This is a genomic window from Ruegeria sp. AD9 (assembly GCF_056542305.1).
Genome location: NZ_JBQFZP010000001.1, coordinates 576,595 through 592,935 on the forward strand (window position 1 = coordinate 576,595; position 16,341 = coordinate 592,935).

The following is a 16,341-nucleotide window of genomic DNA, read 5'->3' on the forward strand; positions in this document are numbered from 1 at the left end:
CGATATGACATTCCTTGCAGAGCTGCTGATCGCCGTTTTCCTGATAGTCTCGGGTATCTTCGGGTTTGTCGGGTCCTTCGGCATGATCAAGTTGAATGACCCTATGTCGCGCCTTCACGCGCCGACCAAAGCGACAACTTTGGGTGTGGGCGGGGTGTTGCTGGCTTCGATCACCCATTCCGTTCTGCTGGAAGGCAAACTGTCGCTACACGAGCTTCTGATCACGCTGTTTCTATTCCTGACGGCTCCGATCACGGCCCTGTTCATTGCAAAATGGCACATTCACCGTCATGAACTGCCCAGCGACCTGCCCGATGCTGGCGAGGATGAGCTCTGGGCCACCCACGCGGTCGAGCAGGTCGAGGATGTTCCGGACCACAGCGCGAATTAACACAAATGCACACATCTCCGCTGCCCCTGACCCGTGATCTGGTTATTATTGGCGGCGGCCACACCCATGCCCTGCTGCTGCGCAAATGGGGAATGAACCCTTTGCCCGGCGCGCGGGTAACCGTGATCAACCCCGGCCCCACTGCCCCCTACTCAGGAATGTTGCCCGGATATGTCGCCGGTCATTACGACCGGTGGGAGTTGGATATCGATCTTGTCAGATTGGCCCGTTTCGCAGGTGCACGTGTGATCTTGGGTGCGGTCAGTGGCATCGACACCGAAACACATGAAGTGCACGTCCCCGGGCATCCTCCGGTAGGCTTCGATGTGGCTTCGGTCAATGTAGGGATCACGTCGGACATGCCCGCCCTGCCGGGCTTTGCGGAACATGCAGTGCCAGCCAAGCCGTTGGGACCTTTTGCTGCGAAATGGGCCGAGTATCTAAAGGGTCAAGGGCCGGCCTCGGTCGCTGTGATCGGCGGCGGCGTCGCGGGCGTCGAACTGGTCATGGCGATGGCGCACGCGTTAAAGGCCAGGGGGCGGGCGGCACAGATTACCCTGATCGATAGTGCCTCGGCCCTGACTGCAACCAAACCCAAGGCGGCGGCAACAATCCGGATTGCAATGCATGATCTTGGCGTGGAGGTGATCGAAAACACGGTGATCACCCGGATCGGGCAGGATCACGTGGAACTACAGGACGGGCGCACAATTCCGGCTGGTTTCGTGACCGGTGCCGCCGGAGCCCGCGCCTATGACTGGATCGCAAATACAGGGCTTGACCTTCAGGACGGATACATCCGCGTGAACAGCTACCTGCAATCCAGTGATCCGGCTGTGTTTGCCGCCGGGGATTGCGCCCATCTTTCGGAAAACCCCAGACCGAAGGCTGGCGTCTATGCGGTGCGCGAAGCGCCGGTTTTGTTCGATAATCTGCGCGCAGCGCTCGGCGCGGGACGGATGCGAAAATACACACCGCAAAAAGACTATCTCAAACTGATCTCACTAGGTGGCAAGTCTGCACTGGCCGAGCGTTTGGGAACATCGTTCAGCGGCCCGTTGATGTGGGCCTGGAAGAACCATATCGACCAGAGTTTCATGAAAAAGTTTCGCGACCTGCCGCGAATGACACCGCCCGCCCTGCCACGCGACCGGGCCGCTGGGCTTGATGGGGTTTTGGGTGAAAAGCCCATGTGCGGAGGATGTGGAGCAAAGGTCGGGCGCGACGCATTGCAAATCGCCCTGAAATCCCTCCCCGCCCCTACTCGTACCGACGTCGCTACCTTGCCCGGCGACGATGCCGCGCTATTGCAAACGGGCGGGGCGCAGCAAGTCATGACGTCCGACCATCTGCGGGCTTTCACCAACGATCCCGCACTGATGACGCGTGTTGCCGCGGTTCACGCCCTAGGGGATATCTGGGCCATGGGGGCCGCGCCTCAGGCGGCCACGGCAACGATCATCCTGCCGCGCATGTCCGCCCCCCTGCAAAGCCGCACAATGTCCGAAGTCATGTCAGTCGCGAGTGACGTCATGCGCGCTGCGGGCGCAGAAATCGTGGGCGGGCACAGTTCAATGGGCGATGAGATGACTGTTGGTTTCACGCTGACTGGCCTGTGTGAGGCTACCCCGATTACATTGGCGGGCGGGCAGCCGGGAGATCGCCTGATCCTGACCAAACCCTTGGGAAGCGGAGTTCTGATGGCAGCGGAAATGGCCGGTCTTGCCGAAGGGGCCTGGGTCGCGGCAGCCTACAAACATATGACACAGCCGCAGGGCGATGCAGCCCGCATTTTGGCCAACGCCCATGCGATGACCGACGTGACCGGGTTTGGTCTGGCCGGGCATCTGCAAGGCATCTGCGACGCATCGCATTGCGGCGCCATGCTTGATCTGGACGCTGTAAAGGTTATGGACGGTGCTCTTGCGCTGACGGATCAGGGGGTCCGGTCAACGATTTTTGCTGACAACAGCGCGATTGCGCCCAATCTTCCGTCCGGGGGCAAGGCGGCGCTGCTTTTTGATCCGCAATCAGCCGGGGGCCTGCTGGCCGCCGTGAATGCGAAGGACGCCGATACTCTTCTGCAAGATCTTCTGGACGCGGGATATCCGGCAATGATCATTGGCCAACTGACCAGCACACCCGGCTTGCGCATTCACAGCTGATCCAGCAGGCTTTCAATTTGCGCGGCCGCGTTGCTCAGCCCCGCATTGTCCAAAGTTGCGATATTGAGATTGGCCAACACCTGTACCGGGCGGGATTGCCGGGACTTGGTGTATGCGGGATCATAATGCTGTTCCATCAACGCCTGTGTCAGCGCCTGTTTTTCATCCGCATCAATCAAGCGCAGCCACCCGTCCACGACCTCATGCCCGCGATGGAACCGCAGCGGTGATAACCGGTCCCGCAATCGGTCACTGTCAGACAGAATGTCGTCATAAGCCCGCACCAGATAGGCCGAACGTGCTTCAATCGAAGCCGTAATGCTCACGCGCGGAGCCTTACACAACGCGTTCCAAAGGCTGGGTGGCAGAATCAAGCTGCCAATTTTGGAGGATTCCGCTTCGACCACGACTGGACGCGCCGGGTTCATTGCGCACAGCGCAGCGGACAGAGCAGATTCAAACCCCTTTTGGCTGGGCTGCCCCCCAGGCCTTTCGCCCAGCAAGGACCCGCGATGGTTGGCCAGCGCTTCAAGGTCCAGAACCTGTACACCTCGTGCGTGCAACAGAGCCAAAAGATCGGTTTTTGCGGTGCCCGTGTAGCCATCCAGCGCGATCAGCCGATGTGGCAAGGGATCATCGTACAAATAAGCGTTCACCAATCGACGGTAGGTACGATAGCCGCCCTCAACAACTTCCGCGCGCCAACCGATTTGCTGCAACATCCATGTGAATGATCCGGAACGCTGTCCACCGCGCCAGCAATAGACCAAGGGGCGCCACGCTCCGTCATGATGGCTGAGGTGGTGTTCGATGTGATTAGCTGCATTGCGGAACACCAAAGCAGCGCCCAGCTTGCGCGCCAGAAAGGGGCTGTCCTGTACATAAATGGTTCCGACCCGGGCGCGTTCCTCGTTGTTCAGCACAGGCAGGTTTATTGCACCCGGTAGATGATCTTCGGCAAACTCGGCAGGGCTGCGAACGTCGATCACGGTATCATACCCGTGCGCGTAAAGTTGGGTCAGGTCAGGAAATTTCAGAGCCATGCCGAAGGTTTAGCTTGCTGCGTTTCTAAAGAAAAGGTCACGCGTCATAAGGTTCGATCAGCTCTGGCCCGCTGGCCCGGTTCGAGTTCACCACAGGACTGACCCGGTGGAAGGTCAGCACATCCTCGTGCCCCGGCTGCATCAGCCGCGCGGCCCCTTTTCCGGCTTCACCCAACCACAATGGCCAGTCTTCGGGTTCTACGATCAAGGGCATTCGCTGATGAATGACCTCAAGCCTTTTGTTGGCAGCCGTCGTCACGATTGCACAGGTGCCCTGCCGTTCACCTTCAGGACCCCAGTCCTGCCAGACCCCGGCAAAAGCAATCGGAGCTTTGTCCTGACGGTGGATATACCAGGGCAGGCGCGTTCCCTGTTTCGTTTTTGTCCATTCATAGAACCCGGTCGCTATGATCAGACAGCGGCGTGTCCGGCAAGCATCGCGAAAGGCGGGCTTGTCCGCCAGGGTCTCGGCCCGGGCGTTGATCAGCAACGGCCCCGCTGTTTCGGTCTTGTACCAATGCGGCAGGAATCCCCACCGCAGCGCGTCCAGATGGCGCCCTGTTTCGCCACTACACACGACATGTACCTGATTTGTCGGACAAACATTGAAATTCGGCACCGCAGGCAGAGTGTTTGCCGGACGAGCCGAAAACAGCTGCGCCATTGCGTCGTTGGGAAGAGTTATTGCAAACCGTCCGCACATGGGTAATGAACCACCGATACATTCTTGATACAGGCACAGGATTTCACGGGGTCACATGGAAAACCAGACAACGCAATCCCTTAAGAGCAAAGCACTGGCCCTTCTGGAAGCAGGCAAGCTGCCGCAAGCTTTGAAAAAGGCCCAGTTGGGTGTCAAGAAATTCCCAAAAGACTCAGATTATCATGCCATCGCCGGCTTTGTCTTGACCGAGATGAAGCAATACAAGAAATCAATTCCGCATTTTGTTGAAGCCTCGCGGATGAAACCGGACGACCTGCAGTTTGTCGAAAACCTGGCGAATGCATTGATGCAGACTGGGCAAATTCCCAAGGCCCTGGAATATACCGAACAAAAGCTGGAGCAATTCCCCAACAACCAGGAATTGAACCGCGTGCTGGATGAAATTCACCTCAAAGGCACCAACTGGCGCATGATGATCGAACATGCGAGCAGGAAGCTGGAGAGCGATCCAGACAATGTGGACCTTCTTGCTAAACGTGCCAGAGCTTACGCCAATATCGGCTTTGACGATGAAAACTCGCGGGACGTCGCCCGCGCCTACGAGCTGGACCCCGAGAACACAAAAATTGCCCTTATAAAATCTGTAGACCTTCACCAAACCGGCGAAAAGAACGAGTCCAAAGCAATACTGAGGCGCATTCTTCAAAACGAACCCGAGCATGTGTCGGCTTTGCTGCAATTATCGGCAATGGCAACTACAGAGGAAGCTCCGGAGCTGCTGGAAGCCGTAAATAAAGCCATCTCCGAAAAGGGAGATGATAAGCTGGAACTCCAGTTCGCCAAGGCGCATTTGATTTCAAAGTTAGACGGTTTGAATGCCGCCATGCCGCATTACGCGCGGGCCAATGATATTCAGCACCAAGGCAACCCTTATGTCTCGGCCGATGAAGAGGAAAAACTGTTCCGGATCACCAGCTTGTTCCCCGTCGATTCAGATGAACCAGAGTCCGGCTTTGCCGAGGGGCCAACACCAATCTTTGTACTGGGTCAGCCCCGCTCTGGCACGACATTAATGGAAATGATGCTGAGTTCGGCCCCCGGAATTGCCGGTTGCGGTGAACTGACTCTGGGGGCCGACCTGTCGCGTGAATATGAGAAAAAAGGCAAGAAGTACGACGTTGCCAAAGCGTCCGAACTCGCGCGGGAATTCCTCGAATTGATGCCGCCCATTCCAGGCGACTCTATCGCCTTTGTCGACAAGATGCCGCACAATTATCAACGTATCGGCTTCCTGCTGTCTGCCTTCCCAAAGGCAAAGATTATTAATATGCTGCGCGATCCGCGTGATGTTGGATTGTCCAAATGGATCAGATGTTTTCCTGCCGGTGGAATGCGCTATGCCTCGAATATGCAGGCCATCGCCCATTCGGCAAATATGTATCGTCGCTACATGGCACATTGGGATGCCGTGTTCGGCAATCGTATTCTGACGGTGCCTTACGAAGAACTGGTGGCAGACCCGAAAACTTACAGCCAGCAGGTAGCCGCGTTCTGCGATTTGGAGTGGAACGAAACGATGATGCACCCTGAAAAGAACACGAAACAGGTGCGCACGGCCAGCATTGATCAGGTGCGCAGCAAGATCTCGACCAAGTCTATCGGAGGTTGGCGCGGGGTTGTCGAGCATATCAAGCCGATGCTCGACGGGATCGACCCCGAGCTCTGGCCCGAGTACGATTTCAGCTGAACGGTTACAAAACAAAAAAAGCCGCATCACAGGGATGCGGCTTTTGTCTTTGTCGTAAACCCAGTTATTTCTGCTTGATACGCCCGTCGACATAGGGCTGATAGGGCGCATTTTCCGCCAAGTATTCTGCGGTTACATCCGCAAGGTCCGGGCCGAAGTCATAGGCGTTCTTGTCGTCGCCTTCGAACATCTTGTACCCGTCACCGCCGTTGCGAACAAAGTTGTTGGTGACGACAAGGTAAGTCTTGTTCGGGTCGATCGGAATAAAACCGTCACCGTCGGCAACCATCACCTCGCTGACGCGTCCTTCATTCGGTGCAACGCTTGGGTCCCAGGTAAAGCTAAGACCAGCGACCTGCGGGAAACGACCTTTCACTTCTTCCACCTGACTTACGCCATTCTCCAGCGCGTCAATGACACCCTGTCCGCTGATTTCGAAGGTCGACAATGTGTTCTGGAAAGGTAGTACAGCCAGAACTTCGCCCATGGTTACATCGCCAGGGTCGATGGACGCCCGCAACCCACCCGAGTTGGCAATGGCGATCTGAACGCCCTGATCCGCCACGCGCGCCAGCATCGCATCGGCGACCAGGTTGCCCATCTGGCATTCCTGCACGCGGCAAATAGAGCGATCCCCTTCAACAGCTTCCGCGGCGCTGGCAACGACCTTGTTGCGGATTTCATCCAAAGGCACCGCCAGTTCCGCAATCCTGTCCAGCGCGGCCTGATCCTCGGTTACTGCGTTGTCCATGATCAAAGGCTCGCCAACTGCCTCGACCACTTTGCCGTCGTCATCGAAAGTGACGTTCAACTCGCCCAGAAACTTGCCATAGGCATAGGCCTGAACGATCTGTACGCCGTTTACCACCGTTGGGTACGGACCTGCCGCCTTATCCGACACATTCGAAAGATACGTATTTGAATGTCCGCCGACGATCACATCAACGCCGGTCGTCTCCTGCGCGACGCGCTGATCGACGCCATAGCCGGAGTGGCTGAGAACGATGATCTTGTTAACGCCCTCACCCGTCAGTTTATCGACTTCGGCCTGCACGGCTGGCACCGGGTCCGAGAACGTGACGTTGGGGCCGGGCGAGGCAAGCTCATCCGTGTCGATTGGGGTCAGACCGATCAGGCCGATCTTTTCGCCGCCCACCTCGATAACAGTCGATTTCTTGATCCTGTCCGTCAAAAGCTCTTCGTCGCGAATATCAGCGTTGGACATCAGGACCGGGAAGTCGACCGAGTCGATGAACCCCCGCAACACTTCGGGGCCGTCATCAAACTCGTGGTTGCCAACGGTCATGGCGTTATAGCCCAGCTTGTTCATGAACTCGGCCGCGACCTTGCCCTTGTAGTAGGTATAGAAAAGGGACCCCTGGAACTGGTCACCTCCATCCACCAGAATCGAGTTTTCTGCGCGCTCGCGCGCATCGGCAACTGCCGTAACAAGGCGCGCCGAGCCGCCAAAGCACTTACCTTCCGCATTGTCTTCCGCACCGCATCCGCTGTCGTATTTGTTGATCGGCTCAAAGCGCGAATGGAAATCGTTGGTGTGCAGAATTGTCAGCTTGTAGTCGGCTGCTGCGACGCCCGCAGTCAGGCCTACCACCGCAACCGAAGTTAAAAATCGGGTCAACATCTTGGAACTCCCTATTATTATTGCCGGGGATCGTGCGCTTATGTCGACCGAGAGTCAAAGGAGAAATCCAGCTTGATTCCAAGCGCCGTGCGGGGCATCAGGTCATCATGCTGATCTACAAGATTTTCCGAACCGACGAATGGGCTGAACTGCAAAGTCTGGGCGCCACAGACGGAGCACCCATTGACGTGTCAGACGGGTTTGTTCACTTTTCCACCGCTAAACAAGCTGCTGAAACCGCTGCCAAGCATTTTGCGGGCGTTGAAGGGCTTACACTGTTGGCATGTGATGCCGACGCCATGGGCGATGACCTGAAATGGGAAGTGTCGCGAGGAAACGCCCTGTTTCCGCATCTGTATCGTCAGATCAGGTTAAGCGATGTCGTCTGGGCGCGTCCCCTGCCTTTTGTCGGCACGGCACATCAGTTTCCCGAGGACATGGCATGACATCCTATGTCGATCCGGATCGCGCCCAGTTCGAGGCATTCAAGGCTCTGGACCGCGACCAGCCGATCGAGATGCTCAATCTAGTGAAGTTCCGCGCCGAGGCGCAGTATCCCAAATCACATGAATTGGCTGGCGCAGGGCTGACCGGGGCGCAGGCCTATCAGAAATACGGGACTGAAACCGCCCCAATCATTGGCCGTATCGGGGCAAGCATCCTGTGGCGGGGTGTATTTGAAACGACTCTGATCGGACCGGCTGATGAGGTATGGGATGCCGTCTTTATCGCACGCTATCCGACTGCATATGCGTTTCTTGAAATGGTGACTGACCCGGTCTACCGCGCAGCGGTGGTCCATCGGCGGGCTGCGGTTGAAACCTCGCGCCTGATCCGGTGCGGATCAAGCCAAAGTGGGAAAGCGTTTGGATGAAACTGACCGAGAAGTTCGGGCTTGCGGCCCTGCATTGCATGGACCCCGAGACCGCCCACGGAATGTCGATCAGGGCTTTGAAGGCGGGGCTTGCGCCTGCGCCGGGGCCGGTGGCAACGCCGCGCCTGAAAACCAGCCTTGCAGGTTTGGACCTGCCTAACCCGGTAGGATTGGCCGCGGGCTTCGACAAGAACGGTGAGGTTCTGACGCCGCTGTCACGCGCAGGATTCGGCTTCATCGAAGTCGGCGCCGTCACACCGCGCCCCCAACCGGGAAACCCCAAACCCCGCCTGTTTCGCCTGACCGAGGACAAAGCGGCGATCAACCGTTTTGGCTTCAACAACGAAGGCATGGAGGTGATGGCAAAACGGCTTGCTGATCGCCCCAAGAATGGGGTGATCGGCCTGAATCTGGGCGCCAACAAGGACAGCGACGATCGCGCAGGTGATTTCGTCAAGGTGCTGGCGCATTGTGCCGCGCATCTGGATTTTGCCACGGTCAACGTGTCATCCCCGAATACGGAAAAGCTGCGGGATTTGCAGGGCAAAGCAGCGCTGAGCGCACTTTTGAACGGTGTGATTGAAACCCGGGATGCGCTGCCTCGCCCGCTGCCCATCTTCCTGAAAATCGCGCCGGACCTGACCGATGCCGAGTTGCAGAACATTGCCGAGGTTGCGCGCGAGACCCGTGTGGATGCCGTGATCGCCACCAACACCACCCTGTCACGCGACGGGCTGCGCAGTTCGCACAAAGGTGAAACCGGCGGGCTGTCCGGCGCACCGCTGTTCGAGAAATCAACACGTGTTCTGGCGCGGCTCAGCCAGTTGACCGGGGGTGACATTCCCCTGATCGGCGTCGGTGGCATCAGCAATGCGGAACAGGCCTATGCCAAGATCTGCGCCGGGGCATCTGCTGTGCAGTTCTATACGGCGATGGTGTATGGCGGCATTTCTCTGGCGGCGGACATTGCGAACGGGCTGGATGAACTACTGGCCCGCGACGGCTTTGAGAATGTAGCCCAAGCCGTCGGCAGCAAACGAGAGGACTGGCTATGATCGAATATTGGCACAACCCGCGCTGTTCAAAATCCCGCGCGGGTCTTGCATTACTGGAAGAGAATGGCGCACGGGTCACGGTGCGCAAATATCTTGAGGATGCACCATCAATCGATGAGCTGCGAGCGGCACAATCCGCCTTGGGGCTTTCGCCCGTTGAGATGATTCGTACCGGAGAATCTCGGTTCAAGGAACTGGGGCTGACAAAGGCTTCGCCAGACGACGCCCTGATCCGGGCCATGGCTGAAAACCCGATCCTGATTGAGCGTCCGCTTGCAATTGCGGGGGATAAGGCCGCCATAGGGCGTCCGCCGGAAAACCTTCTTGCGCTGCTCTAGGCCACCTGCGCCTCGAGCTTGGGATAGCGCCATCCCAATGTCACGCCACGTGCTATATTAAGCACCATCAACGCGGCCCACAGGCCGTGGTTTCCGAAACTTGGCACCAGAATGAACAGCGCAACCAGATAGATAGCGACCGATTGGAACATCGCGCTACGCATGGCGCGGGTCCATGTAGCACCTATGTAGATGCCGTCAAACATCCAGCTTGCCACGCCGATAACGGGTGCCAACGCGGCCCAGATAAGAAACTCGCGCCCGGCCTCGCGCACCTGCGGCGATGTTGACATGAGGTCGATCAACGCCGGTCCGGCGACAAAGAAAACCACACCCAGTAACAGGGCACCGCCAACACCCCATTGCGAAGTCATGACGGACGCGCGGCGCACCTGATACCTGTCTCTGGCACCCACCGCGCTTCCGACCAGCGCCTCGGCGGAAAAGGCGAACCCGTCCAGCGCAAAAGCTGTGATTTCTAGAAACTGAAGCAAGACCTGATTGGCCGCCAGATTGACATCACCCAGATCGGAACCGACGAAAAGAAAGGTCGTGAAGGATCCGGTTAGCAAAACCGACCGGATCATGATATCGCCGTTGACCTGCAACATCCGGCGCAGTCGGGCAGCGTCAAATATGCGGGCCCAGTCACGCCAGATTCCGTCTTCGAACCCATCCCGACACAGCCAAAGGCCCAGCGCCAGACCTGTCCATTCCGCGATCAAAGTGGCTATGGCAACCCCTTCGACACCCCAGCCAAGACCAAGCACAAACCACAGGTCCAGAACGATGTTCAATCCGTTCATCCAGACCTGAAGAACAAAAACCCCACGCGTGCGTTCAACCGCAATCAACCATCCGGTAACCGCATAAAGCGCGATAGTTGCTGGCGCCCCCCAAATTCGAATCTCAAGATAGGCGCGGGCGAGCGTTTCGACCTCGGGGCTCGCCGGAGATAAAGCGAACGCACCCGCGAACACGGCCACTTGTGTAAGGATAAAGAACAGCCCAGCCGCGCCGCCAAGCATCAGGCCGCGCATCAGCAATGCCCGGGTTTCAACAGCGTCGCCTGCCCCGCGTGCCTGCGCCGCCATCCCGGTGGTTCCCATCCGCAAGAAACCGAAGATCCAGTAGATCGTTGACAGGATCACTGCACCGATCCCGACCGCACCAATAGGCGCAGCCTGCCCCAACTGGCCGACAACGCCGGTATCCACTGCCCCCAGAATCGGAACGGTGGCGTTCGACAGGACAATCGGCACAGCGATCTTCAGTACCCGTCGATGCGTGATGGGCGCCGAGGCGTCCTGCATGGTCAGCTCTTGCCCCGAGGCGGTTGCGGCATCAGGAAATGCCCGGAGGCCTGCGCAAACAGTTTCGCATGATTGTCCTGCCAGGCTTCAACCCGTACCGAGGCGTAACGCCGCCCCGACCGGCTGATAAATGCCCGCGCATAGGCGTCTCGCGGCAAGCCCGAACGCAGATAGTCAACGGTAAAGTCGATCGTCTTGGGAAATCGGATGCTTTCGTCTGACACGATGGCCTCTGCATCGATCTCTCCGCTTTCAATACTTGGGAACATGTGTTCCCAGCTCAGCGTGATAACGGCTGTCACTTCCAAAAAGGCAGCCGTCACACCACCATGAATTGCAGGCAGAAACGGATTGCCGATCAACTTGTCATCGAAATTCAAAACGCCGGTCAGCTCATCCCCGCGCCTGTCAAAACTGATGTTCAGGAAACGTATATACGGTACGCCGTCGACAAGCGCACGCAGGGCTGCATCGCGGCGCTGCTTGACCACCTGCATCGGCTCGGGACGAGGTCTTGGCATATTACTTCCCTTCAACCGTAAAGGACCCTGAGGCTGTCGCCACCGGCAGGTCCGTGTCGTTGTCCATTGCGGTGGCCCGCACGAAGGCAACGTTTCGCGTGATATGGTGACAGACGGCATGTGCAGTAATCGTCTGACCTGGCGTCGCCGCGCGCATATAGTCTATCCGCAGATCGATTGTTGCGGTTCCTCCGGGAGCCGATGGGTGGCTCATCACCGCAGCGCCACAACAGGTGTCCAGAATCGTGGATATCGCTCCCCCATGAATCACCGCTGTACGCGGATCCCCGATCAGGTCTTTGTTGTAGGGCAGAGTTATCTCTGCCTCACCCTCGCCGATCTGCGTGAGCGTAAGGTTCAATGCCCGCGCATGGGGGATCGCCTCGATAAACTGGCGGGCTAAAACTGTCTTATCGACCATAAGTATGCGTCCTGTTCTCTGCACCGCCTTTATGAGCCGGTGTTCCGGTAAAGAGCAAGCCTACCTGTTGCGCTTGGGATCGGGACCGCCTAGGTTGCTGACGAGGAGACCGGGAATGTCCAACAACCGTTTGTCATTCAAAGAAATGTGCGCCGAGTTTGACGTGACGCCGCGCACCCTGCGCTACTACGAATATATCGAGCTTTTGCAACCGGACCGCGAAGGGCGTTCGCGCTTTTACGGGCCCCGGGAATGCGCGCGGATGAAACTGATCATGCGCGGCCGAAAGTTTGGTTTTCCTCTAGAAGAGATTCGCCAATGGCTACTGATCTATGAAGATCAGGGAAACGAGGCCCAGATGGCCACCTTTGTCGAAATGGCGGACCGCCAGATGAGTGAGCTTCAGCAGCAGCGACAGCAACTGGATGAGGCAATGGACGAACTCAAAAGCCTGCGCGACCAAACGGCCAAGTCGCTGGAATAACCTTTTCCGATATTTCATAATCAAGCATTGCAGGTGGCAGAACCTGTCGAAACCGGTGCGCATCCCCTTCAAGGCACCCGTTTATTCATGCCGGAAATCAGTTGACGTAACGGTAACAAAATTACGCCGAAAGCCCCTTACGTGCACGGATGTTACGTCAACTTCAAAGTGACGCAGCGTCTGGATTACGTAAACGTCACTCACATGTTGTAAAGCACCCACCAACTGCGCAACTCATGTTTCATGACGCCAGTGACGAGAGTATGACGAATGACCGAAGATGTGATGACCATTCGCGAGATGTGCGAGACCTATGATGTCACACCACGCACCTTGCGGTTCTACGAGGCAAAGGAACTACTGTTCCCGATCCGCGAAGGCCAAAAACGTCTGTTCACCAAACGTGACCGGGCGCGGCTGAAGCTGATCCTGCGCGGTAAAAGATTCGGGTTCAGCCTCGAGGAAATTCGACAGCTGCTGGATCTCTACCATGTGGGCGATCAACAGGTCACCCAGATGAATCGCACATATGAAATCGCGTGCGAGCGTCTGGCTGACATGGAATCGCGCCGCGAAGAGCTGACGCAGGCCATCGACGATCTGAAAGAGCAGTTGCGCTGGGGCGAGAAAGTCATCGCCTCGATGAAACAGGAAAAGAAGGCGGCCGAGTAACCTCGCCCTGCCTTCCGGACATATGAATTAAGGGAGCTTCACATGCCCGTTTACAACGCGCCAACCAAAGACATGCAGTTCATTCTGCACGATGTTCTGAAAGTCTCGCAGTCGGACATCCCCGGCTATGATGAACTGGAGGCCGAATTCACCGGCGCAGTTCTGGAAGAAGCAGGCAAGGTTGCCGCCAACGTCCTGCATCCTTTGAACGTTGTCGGCGACACCGAAGGGTGCCGGTTGGAAAACGGCATTGTGTACACCCCTACCGGGTTCAAAGACGCCTTCGAGCAGATGAAGGAAGGTGGCTGGACTGGCCTCGACATGCCGGAAGAGTATGGTGGCCAGAACATGCCTTACGTGATCGGCACAGCCGTGGGTGAGATGTTCTCGGGCTCCAACCAGGCTTTCACCATGTATCAGGGCCTGACCCATGGCGCAGCCTCGGCCATTCTGGCGCACGGAACAGACGAGCAGAAGAACAAATACCTGCCCAACATGGTCAGCTGTGAATGGACCGGCACCATGAACCTGACCGAACCACATTGTGGCACCGATCTGGGCCTGATGCGCACCAAGGCAGAACCGCAGGGTGACTGCAGCTACAAGATCTCCGGCCAGAAGATCTTTATCTCGGCTGGCGACCACGACATGGCAAACAACATCGTCCACCTGGTGCTGGCCAAGATCCCAGGTGGCCCCGAGGGCATCAAAGGCGTGTCGCTGTTCATTGTGCCCAAGTTCATTGTGAACGAAGACGGCAGCCTGGGCGAGCGCAACGGCGTATCGGTCGGCAAGATCGAAGAGAAAATGGGCATCCACGGCAACTCGACCTGCGTCATGAACTATGACGAAGCCACCGGCTGGCTGCTGGGCGAAGAGCACAAGGGCATGCGCGCCATGTTCACCATGATGAACGAAGCGCGTCTGGGGGTGGGCATGCAGGGCCTGTCGCAAGCCGAAGCGGCCTATCAGAATGCTCTGGAATACGCCAAGGACCGTTTGCAGGGTCGCGATGTGACCGGTGTCAAGAACCCGGATGGTCCGGCCGATCCTCTGATCGTGCATCCTGATATCCGTCGCAACCTGATGGATCAGAAAAGCTTTACCGAAGGCGCGCGCGCGTTCATCCTTTGGGGCGCGACCATGATCGACAAGGCGCACCGCGCGGGAGACAAGGATGCGGACGGGCTGATCTCGCTGCTGACCCCGGTCATCAAAGGGTTTTTGACCGACGAAGGCTACGACATGACCGTTCAGGCGCAGCAGGTCTATGGTGGCCATGGCTACATCGAAGAATGGGGCATGTCGCAATATACCCGCGACGCCCGCATCGCGATGATCTACGAAGGTGCAAATGGCGTTCAGGCGCTTGACCTTGTGGGTCGCAAGCTGGCGCAGGATGGCGGCAAGCACGTCATGGCGTTCTTCGAGATGGTCAAAACCTTCTGCAAGGAAAACGCGGGCCAGAACGAAGCATACGACAAGGCGTTCATCGAACCGCTGAAAGCCGCATCCAAGGATTTGCAGGCCGCTGGCATGTATTTCATGCAGGAAGGCATGAAGAACCCGAATAACGCATTGTCCGGTTCCTATGACTTTATGCACATGTTCGGCCATGTTTGCCTGGGCCTGATGTGGGCGCAAATGGCGAAAGCGGCTCAGGAAGCGCTGGATGGTGGAGCCTCGGACAAAGAATTCTACGAGACCAAGATTGCCACCGGCCGTTTCTACATGGCCCGCCGCCTGCCCGCGACAGCGATGCATCTGGCACGCATCCAGACCGGCGCGGACACGGTAATGGCACTGGACGCGGCGAACTTCTGATCTCAGTCTGGGTCCGGGCAACACCGCCCGGACCCAGCTTACCGGAGGAGACCAAATGCCAAAACGTTTTCGCCTGACCCGCCGCTTTCCGGTTGCGATGACTGAAGATGGGTATCGCAAACTCAAAGCGTTCGCGCGGGATGCTGGTCTGGACGAAGGCGAGGCGCTGTCTTTCTTGTTCGAGAATTTCAACAGCGTGATTGATGAGGAGAACCTGACCCACCGCCTACGCATCTTCAATTCCGAACTTGAGGCACGGAAGAGGTGAACTGCTGCGGAGAAAACTCAACGGCGACTTTAATTTGAATGCCGGACGCCTCCGGCGGGAGTATTTGTGAAAAGATGAAGCGGCGATGCGTCCCTGCCACCGGGCGCACTCGCCATCAGGACAGGAACGACTTCACCTTTTGCGGTCATCGGCTCTCCAGCCTGTACTGCACGACCACTGAATACGAAGATGGTTGATGAAAGGTTACCTACTGCCCTTCATCTTTTCAAAAATACTCAAATCCGGCCTAGCCAAATGCGCCTTGGGAGGGGCGAGCACATGACCATCAAACTTCATTGCTTCGGAGAAAGTGGAAACAGCTACAAAGCTGCTTTGGCTCTGGAAATGTCCGGATTGGAGTGGGAACCGGTATTTGTCGATTTCTTCAAAGGTGTAACCCGCACGCCGGAATATCGTGCTGATGTAAACGAGTTGGGTGAGGCACCTGTTCTTGTCGATGGAGATTTTCGCACCAGCCAATCCGGTGCGATTCAGGCCTATGTCACAGAGAAATCCGGCAAGTTCGGTGGCAAGGACCGGGAAGAAAACTATGATGTTCTGCGTTGGGTTTTGTGGGACAATCACAAACTCAGCTCCATGGCTGGTTTGACGCGGTTCCTGATCAATTTCCTACCCGAGCAGCACCGCAACCCTGACATCATTACATTCAATAAAGGACGTTTGAAAGCAGCTTATGAGATCCTGAACGCGCATCTGGAAGGCCGCGACTGGATCGTCGGCGACGGCGTGACCAACGCCGACCTTAGCTGCTGCGGCTATCTGTATTACCCTGAACCATTCGGTTTTGACCGTGCCGACTGGCCCCATATCGACGCCTGGCTGACCCGCTTGTCCGAACAGCCCGGCTGGAAACACCCCTATGACCTGATGCCCGGCAACCCGTCGGATCGAGCTTGAG

Annotated in this window: 18 protein-coding genes; 12 read left to right on the forward strand and 6 right to left on the reverse strand. The window is 57.3% G+C overall.

Annotated elements, in window-relative coordinates; translation table 11 throughout:
• The first annotated feature begins 4 nt into the window (after window positions 1-4).
• Together ACR0AM_RS02825 and selD are read left to right on the forward strand one after the other, a co-directional pair.
• Window positions 5-391, forward strand: coding sequence for a Na+/H+ antiporter subunit G (locus ACR0AM_RS02825; protein WP_480473524.1), 387 nt, complete (start codon window positions 5-7; stop codon window positions 389-391).
• Between the two features lie 5 nt (window positions 392-396).
• Complete coding sequence (gene selD, locus ACR0AM_RS02830; RefSeq protein WP_480622051.1) at window positions 397-2,556, forward strand: selenide, water dikinase SelD; 2,160 nt, start codon at window positions 397-399, stop codon at window positions 2,554-2,556.
• Here the strand turns inward: selD and mnmH are convergent.
• Both mnmH and ACR0AM_RS02840 read right to left on the reverse strand, forming a co-directional pair.
• The gene (mnmH, locus tag ACR0AM_RS02835) at window positions 2,547-3,599 is read right to left on the reverse strand and encodes a tRNA 2-selenouridine(34) synthase MnmH (RefSeq protein WP_480603084.1); all 1,053 of its coding nucleotides are present in this window, start codon (window positions 3,597-3,599) and stop codon (window positions 2,547-2,549) included. The two genes, selD and mnmH, sit on opposite strands and share 10 nt — an antisense overlap.
• A gap of 37 nt (window positions 3,600-3,636) precedes the next feature.
• The gene (locus ACR0AM_RS02840; protein ID WP_480622052.1) at window positions 3,637-4,302 is read right to left on the reverse strand and encodes an SOS response-associated peptidase; all 666 of its coding nucleotides are present in this window, start codon (window positions 4,300-4,302) and stop codon (window positions 3,637-3,639) included.
• Between the two features lie 55 nt (window positions 4,303-4,357).
• Between ACR0AM_RS02840 and ACR0AM_RS02845 the strand changes: the two genes are divergently transcribed.
• Window positions 4,358-6,010, forward strand: a complete 1,653-nt coding sequence (locus tag ACR0AM_RS02845) for a tetratricopeptide repeat-containing sulfotransferase family protein (protein WP_480622053.1) — start codon at window positions 4,358-4,360, stop codon at window positions 6,008-6,010.
• A gap of 64 nt (window positions 6,011-6,074) precedes the next feature.
• Here the strand turns inward: ACR0AM_RS02845 and ACR0AM_RS02850 are convergent, their stop codons facing one another.
• Window positions 6,075-7,652, reverse strand: coding sequence for a bifunctional metallophosphatase/5'-nucleotidase (locus ACR0AM_RS02850; protein ID WP_480517669.1), 1,578 nt, complete (start codon window positions 7,650-7,652; stop codon window positions 6,075-6,077).
• A gap of 107 nt (window positions 7,653-7,759) precedes the next feature.
• Between ACR0AM_RS02850 and ACR0AM_RS02855 the strand changes: the two genes are divergently transcribed.
• Genes ACR0AM_RS02855 through arsC form a run of 4 tightly spaced genes read left to right on the forward strand, consistent with a single transcriptional unit; the run spans window position 7,760 to window position 9,919 of the window.
• Entirely contained in the window at window positions 7,760-8,098 is a 339-nt protein-coding gene (locus tag ACR0AM_RS02855; protein WP_480622054.1) for a DUF952 domain-containing protein, read from the forward strand.
• Window positions 8,095-8,526 (forward strand): DUF1330 domain-containing protein, encoded by a 432-nt coding sequence (locus tag ACR0AM_RS02860; RefSeq protein WP_480622055.1) that lies wholly within the window; start codon window positions 8,095-8,097, stop codon window positions 8,524-8,526. The genes ACR0AM_RS02855 and ACR0AM_RS02860 overlap by 4 nt, the downstream gene beginning before the upstream one ends.
• A complete protein-coding gene (locus ACR0AM_RS02865; protein WP_480622056.1) occupies window positions 8,523-9,581 on the forward strand; it encodes a quinone-dependent dihydroorotate dehydrogenase in 1,059 nt (352 codons plus the stop codon). The genes ACR0AM_RS02860 and ACR0AM_RS02865 overlap by 4 nt, the downstream gene beginning before the upstream one ends.
• Entirely contained in the window at window positions 9,578-9,919 is a 342-nt protein-coding gene (arsC, locus tag ACR0AM_RS02870) for an arsenate reductase (glutaredoxin) (RefSeq protein WP_480473534.1), read from the forward strand. Before ACR0AM_RS02865 ends, arsC begins: the two co-directional genes overlap by 4 nt.
• Here arsC and ACR0AM_RS02875 read toward each other — a convergent pair.
• From ACR0AM_RS02875 to ACR0AM_RS02885, 3 genes are read right to left on the reverse strand one after another with little or no spacing between them, the layout of a single operon-like run.
• Window positions 9,916-11,232: an MATE family efflux transporter gene (locus ACR0AM_RS02875; RefSeq protein ID WP_480622057.1), complete on the reverse strand. Its 1,317-nt coding sequence runs from the start codon at window positions 11,230-11,232 to the stop codon at window positions 9,916-9,918. The two genes, arsC and ACR0AM_RS02875, sit on opposite strands and share 4 nt — an antisense overlap.
• 2 nt (window positions 11,233-11,234) lie before the next feature.
• The gene (locus ACR0AM_RS02880) at window positions 11,235-11,753 is read right to left on the reverse strand and encodes a PaaI family thioesterase (protein WP_267364663.1); all 519 of its coding nucleotides are present in this window, start codon (window positions 11,751-11,753) and stop codon (window positions 11,235-11,237) included.
• Between the two features lies 1 nt (window position 11,754).
• Window positions 11,755-12,174 (reverse strand): PaaI family thioesterase, encoded by a 420-nt coding sequence (locus tag ACR0AM_RS02885; protein ID WP_480546472.1) that lies wholly within the window; start codon window positions 12,172-12,174, stop codon window positions 11,755-11,757.
• Between the two features lie 115 nt (window positions 12,175-12,289).
• Here ACR0AM_RS02885 and ACR0AM_RS02890 point away from each other — a divergent pair, with 115 nt between their 5' ends.
• The 5 genes from ACR0AM_RS02890 to ACR0AM_RS02910 all read left to right on the forward strand — a co-directional run bounded on the left by ACR0AM_RS02890 (window position 12,290) and on the right by ACR0AM_RS02910 (window position 16,340).
• Window positions 12,290-12,658, forward strand: coding sequence for a MerR family transcriptional regulator (locus ACR0AM_RS02890; RefSeq protein ID WP_480485170.1), 369 nt, complete (start codon window positions 12,290-12,292; stop codon window positions 12,656-12,658).
• Window positions 12,659-12,928: 270 nt separating this feature from the next.
• Complete coding sequence (locus ACR0AM_RS02895; RefSeq protein ID WP_209503256.1) at window positions 12,929-13,330, forward strand: MerR family transcriptional regulator; 402 nt, start codon at window positions 12,929-12,931, stop codon at window positions 13,328-13,330.
• A gap of 42 nt (window positions 13,331-13,372) precedes the next feature.
• Entirely contained in the window at window positions 13,373-15,154 is a 1,782-nt protein-coding gene (locus ACR0AM_RS02900; RefSeq protein ID WP_480622058.1) for an acyl-CoA dehydrogenase C-terminal domain-containing protein, read from the forward strand.
• A gap of 55 nt (window positions 15,155-15,209) precedes the next feature.
• Complete coding sequence (locus ACR0AM_RS02905; protein ID WP_209503252.1) at window positions 15,210-15,422, forward strand: hypothetical protein; 213 nt, start codon at window positions 15,210-15,212, stop codon at window positions 15,420-15,422.
• 279 nt (window positions 15,423-15,701) lie between these two features.
• A complete protein-coding gene (locus tag ACR0AM_RS02910) occupies window positions 15,702-16,340 on the forward strand; it encodes a glutathione S-transferase family protein (protein ID WP_480622059.1) in 639 nt (212 codons plus the stop codon).
• Window position 16,341 lies beyond the last annotated feature (1 nt).